The following is a 15291-nucleotide window of genomic DNA, read 5'->3' on the forward strand; positions in this document are numbered from 1 at the left end:
AGCCCCCGACGCTGGAGGAGCTCTTCCTGCGCCACTACGAGGACGACGCTGTCGCACCCGAGCCTGTCGGGGCTGTCCGATGAACGATTTCGCTGGTACTTCGACCCTCGTACGGCTCGCTCTCCGGCGTGACCGGGTAATCGTGCCGGTCTGGATCCTGGTGTTCGTCGGGATGGCGGCGAGCTCGGCACAGGCGTCCATCTCGTTGTACCCGGAGGTGCAGGACCGCGTTTCGGCGGCGGAGACGTCCAACTCATCGCCGGCGCTGGTCTCCCTGTACGGCAGGATTTTCGATCCCACCTCGCTGGGAGAGGTGTCGCTGTTCAAGCTGACCTCGTTCGGCGCGCTGTTGGTCGGCCTGCTGGCCGCACTCCTCGTGGTCCGGCACACCCGGACCGAGGAGGAGACGGGGCGCCTCGAGCTGCTCAGCGCGGGCGTACTCGGCCGGTACGCGGCTCTGACATCTGCCCTGATCGTGTCCGTCTCGACTGTGCTGGTACTCGGTCTGTTGACCGCTTTGAGCTTGATCGGCGTGGGATTGCCCGCGTCTGGATCCTTCGCCTTCGGGCTCACCTGGGCCGCCGCCGGTCTCGCGTTCGCAGCCGTCGCCGCGGTCGCTGCCCAGGTGACGGAAGGCGCTCGGACCGCGAACGGCCTGATCGCCGTGGCCCTGGGAGTCAGTTATGTACTCCGGGCGCTCGGCGACTCCGCTTCGGAAGGGGGCGCGCGCTGGATCTCGTGGTTGTCGCCGATCGGCTGGGCGCAGCAGATCCGCCCGTACGCGGGGGACCGCTTCCTCGTAGTACTGGCTCCACTTGCGCTGATGGTGGTTCTGGTCAGTGCGGCGTTCGCGTTGATCCGGCGGCGGGACGTCGGGGCGGGCCTTATCCGGCCTCGCCCGGGTCCAGCGACCGCGGCGCCCTCGCTGCGCTCCCCGCTCGCTCTGGCGTGGCGGTTGCACCGGGGATCGTTGTACGGCCGGGGATTCGGCTTCCTGCTACTCGGGTTCGTCGTGGGCAACATCGCGAGTGACGTCGACGGTTTCGTCAGCAGTCAGAGCGCCAAGGACCTGGTGGAGAAGCTCGGTGGCGTGAGCGGCCTCACCGACTCGTTCCTCTCCGCCGAGATGGGGATCCTCGGGCTGCTGGCGTCGGCGTACGGCATCCAGGCTGCACTCCGCCTCCGCTCCGAGGAGACCGCGCTGCGAGCCGAACCACTGCTGGCAACCGGAGTCACCCGCGCCCGCTGGCTGGGGAGCCACGTGGCGATGGCGCTGTTCGGCACCGGAGTACTGATCATGCTCGGCGGCCTCGGCTCGGGAATCTCGAGCGGCGCCTCCCTGGACAATATGGGCAGCCAAGTACCCCGCATGCTGGCCGCTGCCGCGATCCAACTCCCGGCGATCTGGCTGGTCACGGCCCTCGTGGTGCTCCTGTTCGGCCTGGCCCCGAAACTCATCACAGCAGCCTGGGGCCTGTTCGTAGCCTTCGTCCTGCTCGGCCAGTTCGGCCCGATCTTCGACCTCCCGCAGGGCTTGATGGACATCTCGCCGTACGCCCACACCCCCCGCCTCCCAGGCGGCGACTTCACAGCCGCCCCAGTCATCTGGCTAGCCGCCATAGCCGCAGCCCTGGCCTTGACGGGCCTAACAACCTTCCGCCGCCGAGACATCGGCTGACTCTGACCAGGTGCCGGCCTGAGGGGACCGCCACCACAGCACGGCCCGCCCGGATGTTCCCGGGCGGGCTGTCCTGGTTGCAACAACATGCAACTTCATCGCGGGTTGTCCCCACCTGCTGTTAGGCTCCGCCCGCTCGGGGTGAGCATCTGGGGAGGACCTTTGACAGCCAAGTTCGCCGTGCGCCGCCGCACGCCCAAGTGGTCCCGGGCGATCGTTCTTTGCACCGCCGCCATCGCTCTACTCGGCTCCGTGCTGCAGGCAACGCCCGCGACGGCCGCCGGTCCTCCCGACATCACATCAGGCAGTGTCGAGCCGGCGGCGCCCTCCGAGGCTGGAAAGCCCACCCCTGACAAGAACCAGCCGAAGGAACCGGTGGACAGCAGGCCAGCGGCTCCAGACCTGACGAGGCCGGCCAAGAACGCCGCGAAGGCCGTGGAAACCTGCGGAGGTGCGCTTGCCTGGTCGACCGTGATCTCCTGCGATTCCATCTCCGACGGTGAGACCGACACCTACTCCGTGACCACAACGGTCCCCCAGGAGTCCGTGCTGGTGCGGTTCACCGTGACGAACGAGGACTTTGGCGTCGTCGCCACGCTCGCAGGACATGACGGGTCGTGCGAGATCTTTCGTTCGCTGACCCGCTGCGAACTCGGTGCGGTCGGTTCGTACACGTTGACGGTGACCGGCACCTATAACACCGGGGACTACAAGCTGTCGGCTGCTTCCCTTCTTGGCTCGAGTTGTCAGGCACTGAGCGCGGCGGATCTCTCGCCGGCGGCAGCTGGCAAGCCCGGCGAACTTCCTGTGGGGATGGTCGGCGACTGCTTCCAGTTCGGCGGCACCGCAGGCGACGTACTGCGCTTCGGCCCCGCGGTCAGCGCCGCGAAGGTCTACGACGTCGCGGGTAGCGAGGTGTGCCAGGTCGACTGGTGGATCGGCAGCCGTTGCACATTGACCGGCGATGCGCCGTACCGGGCCTTGGTCACAGCGTTGAACGGCCAGAACCCTAGCTACACCTTGCACCTGGCTCGGTTGAACTCTCCGGTCGGCTGTACTGCGCTGCCGCTCGCACCGTTCGGGGACCCGGGTGCTGCGGTGGCGACGGGGACTCTGCCGCTCGGGCAAACGACGTGCCGCTCGATCACGACAAACGCGGGCCTGCACTCGATCCGCTATACGCCGGGGTCAGGTACGGCGGAGTCTGTGCAGCGCGAGATCTACGACCAGGCCGGACAGGCGCAGTGTGGATCGCCGTCAGATGGCGACAGTTGCGATCTGCCTGCGGGCACCTACACCGTCTTGCTCGACAATGCGTACGGCGAAGAGGGACTCACTTTCCACCTTTCGGCAATTGCCCTCGGCAGCTCCGCCGGCTGTGCAGACCAGGTCGGCACCAGCTGGGCGCTGCCCTTGCTGCAGAAAGTCGGTGAGTCTCCGGTATCCCTCGACTGCCAGCCGATCGACGCCCAGGCAGGGGATCGGATCCTCGCCCGCTCCGATACTTCCGGCGGCGGATCCGCGGCGAAGACGAGGATCGTGGATAGCTCGGGTGCAACGGCCTGTGTGACCGACTTCGACCATGACGGCTGCCTGCTCGCGGGGACCAGCCCTTTCCGGGTGCTCTCCGAGCTCTACCCCGGCGTGGCGTCAACGGACTACTCGCTGACCATCGGCAGGCTGTCGAACCCGGTCGGCTGCACGCCGACCGGAACCACCAGTTTCGGTGCGGCGGCGCCGACGGCACCAGCCGGCAGCCGGTGCCGCGAGCTGACGGTCGGGACTGCGAGTACCTACCGGATCGACGGCCGGACCAGCAGCGAGGCCGAAGGCAGCCGGGGAGCCTATGGCGCGGACGGGCTCGAGCGCTGCGACAATCTGCTGCACTGCCAGCTCGAACCGGGTAAGTACACCTTCGTGGCTGGTGCCGCTGAGCGGATCGCGATCTTCCCGCTGACTTCGACCGATGGATGTGTTGCTCAGGCAGCCGATAGTTTCGCCGCGCACACCGGAACCTTTGCAGGGACCAGCCAGTACGACTGCGTCACCCTCGCGTCTCCTGCCGGCGCCGAGGTGGTGCCGGTCGAGCCGACCGGGCAAAGGGTCAGCGAAGGTGACATCAAGGATGCCACTGGTGCCTCGATCTGCTCATGGGGGTGGTTGGTCGAGCCGCCGGTCTGCAAGCTCACGGGCACGGCGCCTTTCCGGGCCTTGATCCATCGGGCTCCGTACCAGGAGGGCAACGCCTACCGTCTGGCCGTTCCGCGGATGGACACCACGACCGGGTGCCAGACGTTGCCGCAGAGCGACTTCACCACGACCGGCGGTTCGGCCGTGGCTCTGACTCCCGAGAAGTTCAGCAAGTGCTTTGTCGTCCCAGCGTCCGGTCACAGTGCGCACGAGGCCTTCCAGTACGCCCGGACGGGATCCGCGGGCTCCGCGCGCGCCTTCATCAGGGCGGCGGATGACGCCGGCCAGCGGTGCGTGGGCGAGACGGGTGCTGCCGAATTCACCTTCTGCCAGATGGATGCCGGCAAGGCCTATACGGTCCTCTTCGTCGGCAGTGAAGTGACCGCCGGCTATCGGGTGGCGCGACGGGACATCACGTCTACGGCTCGTGGATGCACGACCGTAGGCTCGACTGCGGTTGGTGCTATCTCGGGAACCGGGACGATCGCGGACGCCTCGGCTCTGCGCTGCTTCAAGGTCCCGGGTGCCGCCACGGACCAGTTCGTCGTCAACACGCGCGACGCGGCCAACGGCATCGGTGCCGCCGTCCTGAAGCTGTCCGGTGAGCCGCAGTGCAAGACCTTCGGGGAGATGCGCTGCGTGGCTCGCGGATCGGCGGGTTACCAGGTGGTTGTGTGGAACGACCCGGACTTCGGCCCGGCGGGATCTTTCTCCTTGGAGACGGCTCGGCTCTCTACTGCGGCGGGGCCAGCCGCGGAGTGTACGAAGTCCCCGTCGGTTGCCTATGGTTTCGGTCCACTGACTGGTGAGGTCACCAGCACCAAGCCCAATGCGTGCGTGACGTTCCAGCAGGGCCGGTACGAACGCGTCACCGGTGACGCCAGCAACCAGGTCGTCGATGGACCCTCGCCGACTCTCAACGGTTGGACCACGTCGGGTATCCAGAGTTGCTGGTCCAGTACCCCAGGTGGGGCGTTCAGCTGCGACGGCGCTGACACCGCGGCAGCTCAGGTCTTGTTACTCAGCCTTCCCGAATCACAGACGTCAGCCTTGAAGTTCAAGGTGACAGGGGTCTGTGAGACGCCATTGTGTGGTGGGGCGGTGTTTGGCGTTCAGAGCGTGACGCCGAAGGCTGCGGTGGTCGGTAGTGCGATCGGCGTGACGCTGAAGGGGACTTCGCTGCATCTGAAGGACGTGGTGCGGTTGACGGCGGCCGGGATGCCAGCGGTGACCGGGAGGGTGACGTCGGTGTCGGCGGATCGGACCACGGCGACTGTGGGATTCCTGCTGGGGACGGCACCTGCTGGTGTGCGTGATGTTGTGGTGACGTCGTTCGCGGGGAAGTCGGCGACGTTGGCGAAGGCGTTCACGGTGACGCCCAAGCCGCTGGCGATGACGAAGGCACCGGCGATGGTTGGTCCGGTGCAGGTCGGGGTGACGGTGAAGTCGAACCCGGGAACCTGGTCGCCAGCGGCCACCAGTGCGAAGTACCAGTGGCGTGACAACGGCGTGGCGATCAGCGGTGCGACGGGTTCGACGTACCTGGTGCCGGCGGCCCGGCTCGGGCACAAGCTGAGCGTCACTGTGACTGCGTCGAGGGCAGGTTCCGCCAGCACGACAGCGACCTCGGCGGCCGTGGTGGTGGCGCGGGGTGTCGCGTCGAAGGCGACGAAGGCTCCTGCAGTCACCGGGACAGTCCAGGCGAAGCGAACCGTCGGAGTCTCGGTCGGCACCTGGTCGCCGGGCTGCACCTCGTACGCGTATCAGTGGTACTCGGCCGGCAAGGCCGTCGGAGGCGCGACGCGCTCGACCCTGCTGCTCACGACTGCCATGGCAAAGAAGAGCCTGTACGTCGCTGTCACGTGCGTGCGGACCGGGCACAACCCAGGTCGGGCGTCGAGCGCAGCGCGCACAGTCAGCGCCTGACCTGACGGGGTCCGGCCACCACAGCAACGGCCCGCCCGGACAACTCCCGGGCGGGTTGGGTTGGTGGGGGCTGACTACGATCGGGGGGTGCTGCTACCGCTGAGTGAGTTGTCCGGGGGGTTTGTCGACTTCTGGACGGAGCGGCAGCTGGGGGTGCTGAGTACGGTTCGGGGGGATGGGACTGTGCATTCGGTGCCGGTCGGGGTGACTTTGGATGTGAAGACGGGGATCGCGCGGGTGATCTGCTCGGGGACTTCGCACAAGGCGCGGCTGGTTCGGGCGGCGGGGCCGGAGGGGGCGGCTGTCGCGGTGAATCAGACGGACGGGCGACGCTGGTCCACGCGCGAGGGGCGGGCGATCGTGAGCGACGATCCCGAGCGGGTGGCCGATGCGGAGCGCCGGTACGCCGAGCGGTACCGGCAGCCCCGGGTCAATCCGCAGCGGGTGGTTATCGAGATCACCGTGACCAAGGTGCTGGGCAATGCCTGAGCCGGCGAGGGGCGCTGCCTTTCAACCGCTGGTCGAGGCGGCGCGGAGTGCTGAGCCGTTGACCGTTGTGGGGATCGGGGCGGATGGCTGGGAGGGGTTGTCGCAGCCGGCGCGGCAGGCGATCGAGTCCGCCGACGTGCTGATGGGGAGCGCTCGGCAGTTGGCGCTGGTGCCCGAAGGCGAGCAGCCCGGTGACGATAGCGGGCACCACGAGCGAGGAAGCGGGCGGCAAGAGCGAGCGAGCCGGCGGCAGGAGAGGATTGCTTGGCCTTCGCCGTTGTCAGAGTCGTTGCCAGGGCTGCTCGCGGCTCATCGTGGGCAGAGGATCTGCGTGCTGGCGAGTGGCGACCCGACCTTCCACGGGATCGGGACGACTCTGGCCAGGTTGCTCGGTGCGGCTGCTGTGCGGGTGATTCCGCATCCGTCGAGTGTGTCGCTGGCGTGTGCGCGGCTCGGTTGGCCGCAGGACCAGGTCGAGGTGATCAGCCTGGTCGGGCATCCCCTCGAACTCGTGCATCCACAGATCCAGCCGGGCCGGCGTCTCGTAGTACTGAGTTGGGGTGCTCACACCCCGGCGGAGGTCGCAGCGGCCTTGACTCAGCGGGGTTATGGCGCGAGTGAATTCACCGTGCTCGAGCAACTGGGTTCGACGGACGAGCGGGTCAGGACGTCCCGCGCTGACGCGTGGAACGACGAGGTCGACGCGCTCAACGTGATCGGGGTGCTCTGCCAGGCGGGGATCGGTGCGCCTTTGCTGCCGACGTCGCCCGGGTTGCCGGATTCGGCGTACGAGAGTGATGGGCAGCTGACCAAGCGGGAGGTCCGGGCGGTCACGTTGTCGCGGCTGGCGCCGGTGCCGGGGCAGTTGCTGTGGGACGTTGGCGGCGGCGCGGGCAGCATCGCGATCGAGTGGCTGCGGCATCACCCGACCTGTCGCGCGGTGGCGATCGAGCGCGACCCCGATCGCGCCAAGCGGCTCGACCGGAACGCGGCGAGCCTTGGCGTCGCAGTACGGACGGTTGTCGGCGAGGCGCCGGACGACCTGGCCGAGCTTGAGGCGCCGGACGCGGTGTTCGTCGGCGGCGGCGCGACGGTTCCCGGGGTGATCGAGACCTGCTGGAACGCGCTCAGGAGCGGCGGTCGGCTGGTCGTCAACGGCGTGACGCTGGAGACCGAGGCGCTGATCGCGAAGTGGTACGCCGAGCTCGGCGGCGACCTGGTCCGCCTGTCGGTCCAGCGCGCCTCGCCCGTCGGCGGCATGACCGGATGGCGTCCCGCGATGCCCGTGACGATCTGGAGCGTGACCAAGTGACCGTCCACTTCATCGGCGCGGGACCGGGCGCGGCCGACCTGATCACCGTCCGCGGCCGCGACCTGATCGCCGCTTCACCGGTCTGCCTGTACGCCGGTGCGCTGGTGCCGGTGGAGCTCCTCGACCACTGCCCTCCCGGTGCCCGCAAGATCGACACCGCGCAGCTGAACCTCGACGAGATCGTGGGGGAGCTGCAGAGTGCTCACGCCGCCGGCGAAGACGTGGCTCGCCTGCACTCGGGCGACCCCTCGGTCTTCAGCGCGATGGCCGAGCAAATGCGCCGGCTCGACGCACTCGGGATCCCGTACGACGTGACGCCCGGCGTACCGGCGTTCGCAGCAGCAGCGGCTTCGCTCAAGCGCGAACTGACGGTCCCCGAGGTCGGCCAGACGGTGATCCTGACCCGGATCGCCGCCCGCGCCACCGCGATGCCGCCCGGCGAGGACCTCACCACCCTCGGCGCCAGCCGCAGCACGATCGTCCTGCACCTCGCGGTCCAGCACATCGACCGCCTGGTTGAGGAACTCACCCCGAGCTACGGCGACGACTGCCCGGTCGCCGTCGTCGCCCGGGCCTCCCGCGACGACGAGGTGATCCTCCGTGGCACCCTCGCCGACATCGCCGAGCAGGTCCACGAAGCCGGCGTACTGCGCACCGCGGTGATCGTCGTCGGCAAGGTCCTCGCCGCCGAGAACTTCCGCGACAGCCACCTCTACTCGACCACCCGCGCTCGGCACTGAGGTGAAGGTATTACTGCTCGGCGGGACCGGTGAGGCGCGGCAGTTGGCTGACGCGCTCGCGGACGAGCCGGGGTTGTCTGTGGTGTCCTCGCTGGCTGGGCGGACGGCGGAGGCTCGGGTGCCGGACGGTGAGGTACGGCTGGGTGGCTTTGGTGGGGTCGACGGGCTGACGGCTTGGCTGCGAGACAACAAGGTGGACTGTGTGGTTGACGCCACTCATCCGTTCGCGGCGACGATTACCGAGCATGCGGTGGAGGCGACGCGGGCGGTTGGACTGCCTTTGCTCGTACTGCGACGTGCGGGGTGGCGTGAGCAGCTGGGTGACCGGTGGGTGTGGGTTGGGTCGACCGACGAAGCTGCTGCCGTACTGCCATCCGTTGGTGCTCGCGCCTTCTTGACGATCGGGCGGCAGGAGCTGGACGCGTTCGCCGAGGTAGGAGTGTGGATGCTGGCGCGGTGTGTGGACGCGCCGGAACCGCGGCCGTCGTGGTGTGAGCTGATCCTGTCTCGAGGGCCCTACTCGCTTCAGCCTGAGCTGGATCTGCTGCGGGCCCAGCGGATCGACGTACTGGTGACCAAAGACAGCGGTGGGGACATGACTTCGGCCAAGCTGGAGGCTGCTCGCGCGCTGGGTGTACCGGTGGTGATCGTGCGGCGGCCGCCGGTGCCTGCTGGGGTCGACGTGGTCGAAGAGGTGGACCAGGTCGTCCGGTGGCTGCGGGAGCGTCGGTAGACTCGCGGGTCCCATGGGTATTCAGATCGCACCGAGCATCCTGACCGCTGATTTCGCCCGGCTCGCCGACGAGGCCGCCAAGGTGTCGAACGCGGACTGGTTGCACGTCGACGTGATGGACAACCATTTCGTCCCCAACCTCACCCTTGGCGTGCCGGTGGTCGAGTCGCTGGTCAAGGCGGCCCCGATGCCGATCGACTGCCACTTGATGATCGAGGATCCGGACCGGTGGGCGCCCGGGTACGTCGAGGCGGGTGCTTCGAGCGTCACCTTCCACATCGAGGCGTGCCAGGCGCCGATCCGGACCGCGCGGGAGATCCGGGCGAAGGGCGCGCGGGCCTCGATGGCGCTGAAGCCGGCCACGCCGATCGAGCCGTACGAGGACATCCTGTCCGAGCTGGACATGGTGCTGATCATGACGGTCGAGCCCGGGTTCGGGGGCCAGAAGTTCCTCGATATCTGCCTGCCGAAGATCCGCCGGACCCGCGACCTGGTCGCCAAGCACGGCCTCGACATCTGGATCCAGATCGACGGCGGCGTCTCCGCCGAAACCATCGAACGCTGCGCTGAAGCAGGCGCCGACGTCTTCGTCGCCGGCTCAGCCGTCTACTCCGCCGACGACCCCAACCTCATGGTCGAAAAACTCCGCACCCTGGCCGCCGACGCAAGCTGAGACGGCGCACTAGCATGTGGCGTGGATGCACTACCAGCTGTCAGCGGGCTTTGGTTGCTCGGAGCACCGTTGCCGAGACCTGAGAGGTGCGCGTGACGGAGCACAAGCCGGTGGAGAGCTGGCTGACGGACATGGACGGCGTGCTGGTGCACGAGGAGCGCGCCATTCCGGGCGCCTCCGAGTTCATCGCGACCTTGCAGGCGTCGGGGAAGAAGTTCCTGGTGCTGACGAACAACTCGATCTTCACCCCGCGGGACCTCCGCGCCCGGTTGCTTGCCGGGGGCATCGATGTGCCCGAGCAGGCGATCTGGACGTCCGCGCTCGCGACCGCGCAGTTCCTGGATGACCAACGACCCGGCGGTACGGCGTACGTGATCGGTGAGGCGGGTCTCACCACGGCGCTGCACGAGATCGGGTTCGTGCTGACCGAGCGGGCGCCGGACTATGTGGTGCTCGGCGAGACGCGGACGTACTCGTTCGAGGCGATCACCAGGGCGATCCGGTTGATCACGGCCGGCGCCCGGTTCCTGGCGACCAACCCGGACCCGACCGGCCCGTCCACCGAAGGACCTCTCCCGGCGACTGGATCCGTCGCCGCGCTGATCACCCGGGCCACGGGCGTAGCGCCGTACTTCGTCGGCAAGCCGAACCCGCTGATGATGCGAAGCGCATTGAACCGCATCGAGGCCCACTCCGAGACGAGCGTGATGATCGGCGACCGGATGGACACCGACATCGTCAGCGGCCTCGAGGCGGGCCTCCGCAGCATCCTGGTCCTCTCAGGCTCAACCGGCGAACACGAGGTCGACCGCTTCCCCTACCGCCCCACCCGAATCGTCGAATCCATCGCCGACGTAGTCCCCCTCATCACCGCCCTCTGATCCCCCCATCCACACCTGTCCGAACCCAGAGCCGCGCATCCTGACCCAGCACGCCTTTGTGAGCGTGGCGCCTGTTATCCGGGGTGAAGTAGGTGGCGTGCTGGTCATCCGCCGGGCTGACCGGACCGCCACCACTCACCAACCTGCCTTTTTGCGCGGGAGCGCACCCTCCGCCCGCTTGGTTGGAGCTGACCAGGCGAGGTTGGTGAGTGGTGGGGGCCCGGCGGGTGGGTGTCAGCAGTGGGTGGATTGGAAGGTGTAGCCCTTGGATTTCAGGGTTTTGAGGATGAGGGGGAGGGCGGCGACTGTCTGGCTGCGGTTTCCGCCGCCGTCGTGGAAGAGGATGGTCGAGCCGTTCTGGACTCCGGTGAGTGCGCGGCGCACGATCTCCGTCGTGCCGGGGCGGGTCCAGTCGCGTGAGTCGATCTTCCACAGGACCAGTTCCTTGCCGAGACTGGTGGCGCGCTTGGTGACCACGGCGTCCACTGAGCCGTACGGCGGTCGCAGGCAGCGTGGGGTGTAGCCCGTCTGGGCGCGGATGGCCTCGTCGGTCGACTGGATCTGGTCCTTGAAGGTCATCCAGGAGAGGCCCCGGAGGTCCGCGTGTGTCCACGTGTGGTTCTGCACGCTGTGGCCGAGTTGATGGATGCGGAGCGTCAGTTCCGGGTGCCGGCCGATCTCCCGGCCGACCTCGAAGAACGTCGCCTTCGCGTCGTAGGCCTCGAGGATGTCGAGGATCTGCGGGGTGTACTTCGGATCAGGACCGTCGTCGAAAGTCAGCAGCACGTACTTCGGCGGAGCCGCCGCGACCGGTGCTGCCGCCGCCGGGCCGGCGGGCGGCTTTCTGGCGGAGGACGTGGCGATAGTGATCGTGGTGATCAGGCCGATCACCAATGCGAGGACCGCCGCGCTGGCGAAGCGGCGGCCCCTGGGCGTCAAACGAAGAACCATGCGTCCCCCGGGGCGTCGGGTGGCCTCACTACCTCACCCGTCCACCATCCGCGCGATCTCCCGAAATGCGAGCCCCCACGCCGTTGCCCCGTCAACTACCACGCATACCGGACGCATCAGCGGCACCAAGTCGAGTAGAACGCGTAGCCCCTTGCCTTCAAGGTCTTCAGGATCGTCCGAAGCGCTGCAACCGTCTGGCTGCGATCGCCTCCGCCGTCGTGCAGCAGGACCACCGATCCACTCCGCACTCCCGCGAGCACCCGGCTCGCGATCACCGAAGCACCAGGACGGGACCAGTCACGCGGGTCGACGGTCCACAGGCGAACGGTCTTGCCGAGGCTCGCTGCCCGCTTGTAGACGAGACTGTTCACCGCGCCGTACGGCGGTCGCAGGCAGCGCGGGGTGTAGCCGGTCTGAGCGCGGATATAGCGGTCTGTGGTGAGGACCTGGTACTTGAAGGCCGCCCAGGACACGTTCCGGAGGTTCGGGTGCGACCACGTGTGGCTCTGCACGCTGTGGCCGAGCCAGTGGACCCGCCTGGTGACAGCCGGGTAGCGGGCCACGTTCTGGCCGATCTCGAAGAAGGTTGCCTTGGCCCCGTAGGTCCAGAGGAGGCTGAGGATCTGTGTCGTGTACTTCGGGTGCGGCCCGTCGTCAAAGGTGAGGACGACGTACTTCGGCGCCGCGGCGACCTGGTCAGCGACAGGGTTCACGGTGTCCGGAGGTGCGACGGACGCCGAGATCCCGAGGGTGGTGAGCAGCCCGATGGCGAGTACGGCGACTATCAGGCGCCCGGACCAGTTGCCCCGGGCAGGCAAACGAAGAACCATGCGTCCCCCAGACGAGCTCCAACGCCCACCCTCACCATCCCCGCACAACCCCCGAAAAGCCAGACCTCACCTCGGGGACGGTCAGTGATGGCGTTCGAAGTGTGCGACTGCGTCGTCCGTTCGCCCGGCGCCGTAGACGAGCAACAACTCGGCGAGACTCGGTGACTGGGCAACTATCAGGTCGGCGGCCCGATGCACCTCGTCCGCCGAGGCGACCGAGCGGAACAGATCCTGGATCTCCCGTACTACGGTGCGCGCGGACGGCCGCGCGATGTTTGCCGTCGGCACCGATTTCGTGAAGGCGCCGGTGGTCCCGCGGATCTGGTCCAGGGCGGCGGTGATCTCGGCCGGCTCGAGGCCGTCGGTGCCGACCCGGATGGCGAGCTCGTCCAGGGCGTGCAGGCGGGACACGACGGCGGGATTGCCGATCTTCACCCGCTGGGCGCTCATCAACTGCGACAGCATCGGTGCGGACAGGCCGATCGCCTCCGCCAGCCGGGCCTGAGTCAGCCCGAGGGTGCCGCCGATCCGCCGCATCAGGTCGCCGAGAGGCTCGCCGTACAGCTCGGTCTGTTGTTGCAAGTGGTGCGCTGTCTGATCCATCGCTGCTGGAGACCCCCTCTGATGAGAGGCTCATCTTCGCACTTGCGAACCCTGAAATCCAGCACCGAAGCGGCTTGACATTCGCGATTGCAAACTGCAAAGATTGCGATAGCGAATCCCACCTGGAGGACGAACGATGATGCGAACGCAGGGCGCCCGCCGCCCAGCGGCCCTGATCCTGATCGCGGCCGTACTGCTGGCCGGCCTGTCGATCGGTACCGCGCAGGCCGACCCCGAGAAAGGCAAGCTGGTCCTGGTGCTCGACTCGTCGGGCTCCATGAAGGAGCCCGCCGGTGGCGGCCAGACGAAGATCGTGGCCGCCCGGACCGCGCTGACCCGGGTGGTGAGCAAGCTGCCTCCGACCGCGGAGGTCGGCCTACGGGTCTATGGCGCGACCGTGTTCAAGCGGAGCCAGCCCGGCGCCTGTACCGACACCCAGCTGAGCGTGCCGATCGGCAGCGACAACCGGCCCGCGCTGCAGGCCGCGATCGCGAAGTACAAGCCGTACGGCGAGACGCCGATCGGATACTCGCTGCAGCAGGCGGCGAAGGACCTCGGCTCCAGCGGGCAGCGGACGATCGTGCTGGTATCGGACGGCGAGGCGACGTGTGCGCCTGACCCGTGCGTGGTGGCGAAGGAGATCGCCAAGCAGGGCATCGATCTGAAGATCGACGTGGTCGGGTTCCGGGTCAACGCGAAGGCACGCAGCCAACTGCAGTGTGTTGCTCGCGAGGGTCGCGGCGACTACTACGACGCGGACTCCACCACCGACCTCGAAGCCGGTCTGGATCGTTTGTCGACCCGCGCGTTCCGTCCGTTCCGGCTCTCCGGTACGCCGGTCGACGGGATCGCGCAGCCCGATGGTGCGCCGGTGGTTGCCCCGGGCCTGTACTCGGACAAGTTCGACCTCCAGGATGCGGCGAAGCACTACCTGATCAAGCGCACGATCCCCGGGTCGACCCTGCGGGCGGGAGTCAGCTTCCGGCGTCCTTCGGATGCCACCAGCCTGGTCATCCAGACGGAGGTCCACCTCAAGACGCTCGAGGGTGAGGACTGTGGGCGCGGGTACCCGAGAATCCAGGACGGTGACCAGGGGTTCGCGACCGGCTCGGCGTCGAGCTGGTCGAAGTACAAGCAGGAAGAGTGCGCCGCGGCCGAGCAGTTGGTGTTGTCGGTCGAGCCCGGTAAGGACTTCCGGGAGTTGAAGGATGTTCCGTTCGAGCTGCGGATCGACGAGGAGCCGCCCGTCTCCGACACCAAGAGCCTTCCGGCCGAGGCCGGCAACCCGGCCTGGGCTCCGATGACCACCTCCGCTCCGCGCGAGATCGTGCCGGGGTCGAGCTTTCCGGACGCCCCGGTGGTAGTACCGGGCAGCTACAAGACCACCCTGATGCCGGGCGAGTTGCAGATCTACAAGATCAAGGCCGACTGGGGACAGCGGATTCAGGCGCAGGTCACCGTGCCCCCGGTCGCCGGGGCCACCGCCGAGGCAGTGAACGGGATCCGCTACCTCGACACGGCCGTGATCTCCCCGACCGGCGAGGAGGCGTTCGCGGTCTCCCCGAAGAGCGCGCCGGGTGGGCCCGGTGGCAAGCGCGGCGTACTGACGAAGCGGGGCATCACTCAAGCGATCACCACCAAGGAGATCCGCTACCTGAACCGTGACGGCGCGAACAACCAGGACACCGGTACTGCGACGCCGGGGGAGTACTACCTGGTGGTCTCGTTGACCAGGAAGACCGACGACATGGGGTTCACGCTCCCGATGACGCTGACCGTCGGCCTGCCGGGAACGGTGGGCGCCGGCAAGCCGGAGTACGTGGATGGCGCGACGCCGGTCACGGGTGATTCGGTGACGCCGATCCCGACGGACGAGCCGTCGCAGCCGTCCGACGAGAAGACCGAAGCGGGCGCTCCGGTGCAGGACAACGGCAGCAGCTCGGATGACGATGGAACGCCGATCGGGCTGATCGCGGGACTCGGCGGAGGCGGCGTACTGCTGGCCCTGCTCGGTGCCTTCGCCATCCTCCGCCTTCGCAAGAAGCCGGCACCCGCCGCGACCGGTGGGTACCAGCAGCAGTACCCACCCCAGCAGTACCCGCAGCAATCCGGCTGGCAGCAGAACCCCAACCAGGGCCCAGCCCAGCCCCCGCACCAAGGCCCAGGCGGCAACCAGCCACCACACGCCTAACCACCACAGAAGAGCCCGGACCGCATCCAGCGGTCCGGGCTCTTTGTTGTCGTTTCACCAGCCGATCAGCGCAGAAGCAACCAGGCGGCACTCG

The 15291-nt window shown here is 67.9% G+C and carries 12 protein-coding genes; 9 read left to right on the plus strand and 3 right to left on the minus strand.

The window, feature by feature from the left end; all coding sequences use genetic code 11:
- Window positions 1-79 precede the first annotated feature (79 nt).
- The 8 genes from VFG33_RS18825 to VFG33_RS18860 all read left to right on the plus strand — a co-directional run bounded on the left by VFG33_RS18825 (window position 80) and on the right by VFG33_RS18860 (window position 10622).
- Complete coding sequence (locus VFG33_RS18825; RefSeq protein ID WP_325054206.1) at window positions 80-1678, plus strand: ABC transporter permease; 1599 nt, start codon at window positions 80-82, stop codon at window positions 1676-1678.
- A 162-nt stretch (window positions 1679-1840) separates the two neighbouring features.
- Window positions 1841-5794: a hypothetical protein gene (locus tag VFG33_RS18830; RefSeq protein ID WP_325054207.1), complete on the plus strand. Its 3954-nt coding sequence runs from the start codon at window positions 1841-1843 to the stop codon at window positions 5792-5794.
- Between the two features lie 87 nt (window positions 5795-5881).
- Window positions 5882-6283, plus strand: a complete 402-nt coding sequence (locus VFG33_RS18835) for a pyridoxamine 5'-phosphate oxidase family protein (protein WP_325054208.1) — start codon at window positions 5882-5884, stop codon at window positions 6281-6283.
- Window positions 6276-7595: a precorrin-6y C5,15-methyltransferase (decarboxylating) subunit CbiE gene (gene cbiE, locus VFG33_RS18840; RefSeq protein WP_325054209.1), complete on the plus strand. Its 1320-nt coding sequence runs from the start codon at window positions 6276-6278 to the stop codon at window positions 7593-7595. The genes VFG33_RS18835 and cbiE overlap by 8 nt, the downstream gene beginning before the upstream one ends.
- A complete protein-coding gene (gene cobM, locus VFG33_RS18845; protein WP_325054210.1) occupies window positions 7592-8335 on the plus strand; it encodes a precorrin-4 C(11)-methyltransferase in 744 nt (247 codons plus the stop codon). Before cbiE ends, cobM begins: the two co-directional genes overlap by 4 nt.
- 1 nt (window position 8336) lies before the next feature.
- Window positions 8337-9068, plus strand: a complete 732-nt coding sequence (locus VFG33_RS18850) for a cobalt-precorrin-6A reductase (protein ID WP_325054211.1) — start codon at window positions 8337-8339, stop codon at window positions 9066-9068.
- A gap of 13 nt (window positions 9069-9081) precedes the next feature.
- The gene (gene rpe, locus VFG33_RS18855) at window positions 9082-9741 is read left to right on the plus strand and encodes a ribulose-phosphate 3-epimerase (protein ID WP_325054212.1); all 660 of its coding nucleotides are present in this window, start codon (window positions 9082-9084) and stop codon (window positions 9739-9741) included.
- 131 nt (window positions 9742-9872) lie between these two features.
- Complete coding sequence (locus tag VFG33_RS18860; protein WP_325054217.1) at window positions 9873-10622, plus strand: HAD-IIA family hydrolase; 750 nt, start codon at window positions 9873-9875, stop codon at window positions 10620-10622.
- 234 nt (window positions 10623-10856) lie between these two features.
- On the opposite strand, the gene VFG33_RS18865 is transcribed toward VFG33_RS18860, so the two are convergent.
- The 3 genes from VFG33_RS18865 to VFG33_RS18875 form a co-directional block, all read right to left on the minus strand.
- Complete coding sequence (locus VFG33_RS18865; RefSeq protein ID WP_325054213.1) at window positions 10857-11573, minus strand: polysaccharide deacetylase family protein; 717 nt, start codon at window positions 11571-11573, stop codon at window positions 10857-10859.
- Between the two features lie 116 nt (window positions 11574-11689).
- Window positions 11690-12403, minus strand: a complete 714-nt coding sequence (locus VFG33_RS18870; RefSeq protein ID WP_325054214.1) for a polysaccharide deacetylase family protein — start codon at window positions 12401-12403, stop codon at window positions 11690-11692.
- Between the two features lie 81 nt (window positions 12404-12484).
- The gene (locus VFG33_RS18875) at window positions 12485-13006 is read right to left on the minus strand and encodes a DNA-binding protein (protein WP_325054215.1); all 522 of its coding nucleotides are present in this window, start codon (window positions 13004-13006) and stop codon (window positions 12485-12487) included.
- A gap of 136 nt (window positions 13007-13142) precedes the next feature.
- On the opposite strand from VFG33_RS18875, the gene VFG33_RS18880 reads away from it, so the two are divergent.
- A complete protein-coding gene (locus VFG33_RS18880; protein ID WP_325054216.1) occupies window positions 13143-15197 on the plus strand; it encodes a vWA domain-containing protein in 2055 nt (684 codons plus the stop codon).
- The last annotated feature ends 94 nt before the right edge of the window (window positions 15198-15291 follow it).

Source organism: Kribbella sp. (genome assembly GCF_035687465.1).
GTDB lineage: Bacteria > Actinomycetota > Actinomycetes > Propionibacteriales > Kribbellaceae > Kribbella.

Coding starts and splice junctions, on each gene's coding strand:
- VFG33_RS18825 (WP_325054206.1), top strand. CDS start 80: ATGAACGATTTCGCTGGTACTTCGACCCTCGTACGGCTCGCTCTCCGG.
- cbiE (WP_325054209.1), top strand. CDS start 6,276: ATGCCTGAGCCGGCGAGGGGCGCTGCCTTTCAACCGCTGGTCGAGGCG.
- rpe (WP_325054212.1), top strand. CDS start 9,082: ATGGGTATTCAGATCGCACCGAGCATCCTGACCGCTGATTTCGCCCGG.
- VFG33_RS18860 (WP_325054217.1), top strand. CDS start 9,873: ATGGACGGCGTGCTGGTGCACGAGGAGCGCGCCATTCCGGGCGCCTCC.
- VFG33_RS18865 (WP_325054213.1), bottom strand. CDS start 11,573: ATGGTTCTTCGTTTGACGCCCAGGGGCCGCCGCTTCGCCAGCGCGGCG.
- VFG33_RS18870 (WP_325054214.1), bottom strand. CDS start 12,403: ATGGTTCTTCGTTTGCCTGCCCGGGGCAACTGGTCCGGGCGCCTGATA.
- VFG33_RS18875 (WP_325054215.1), bottom strand. CDS start 13,006: ATGGATCAGACAGCGCACCACTTGCAACAACAGACCGAGCTGTACGGC.
- VFG33_RS18880 (WP_325054216.1), top strand. CDS start 13,143: ATGATGCGAACGCAGGGCGCCCGCCGCCCAGCGGCCCTGATCCTGATC.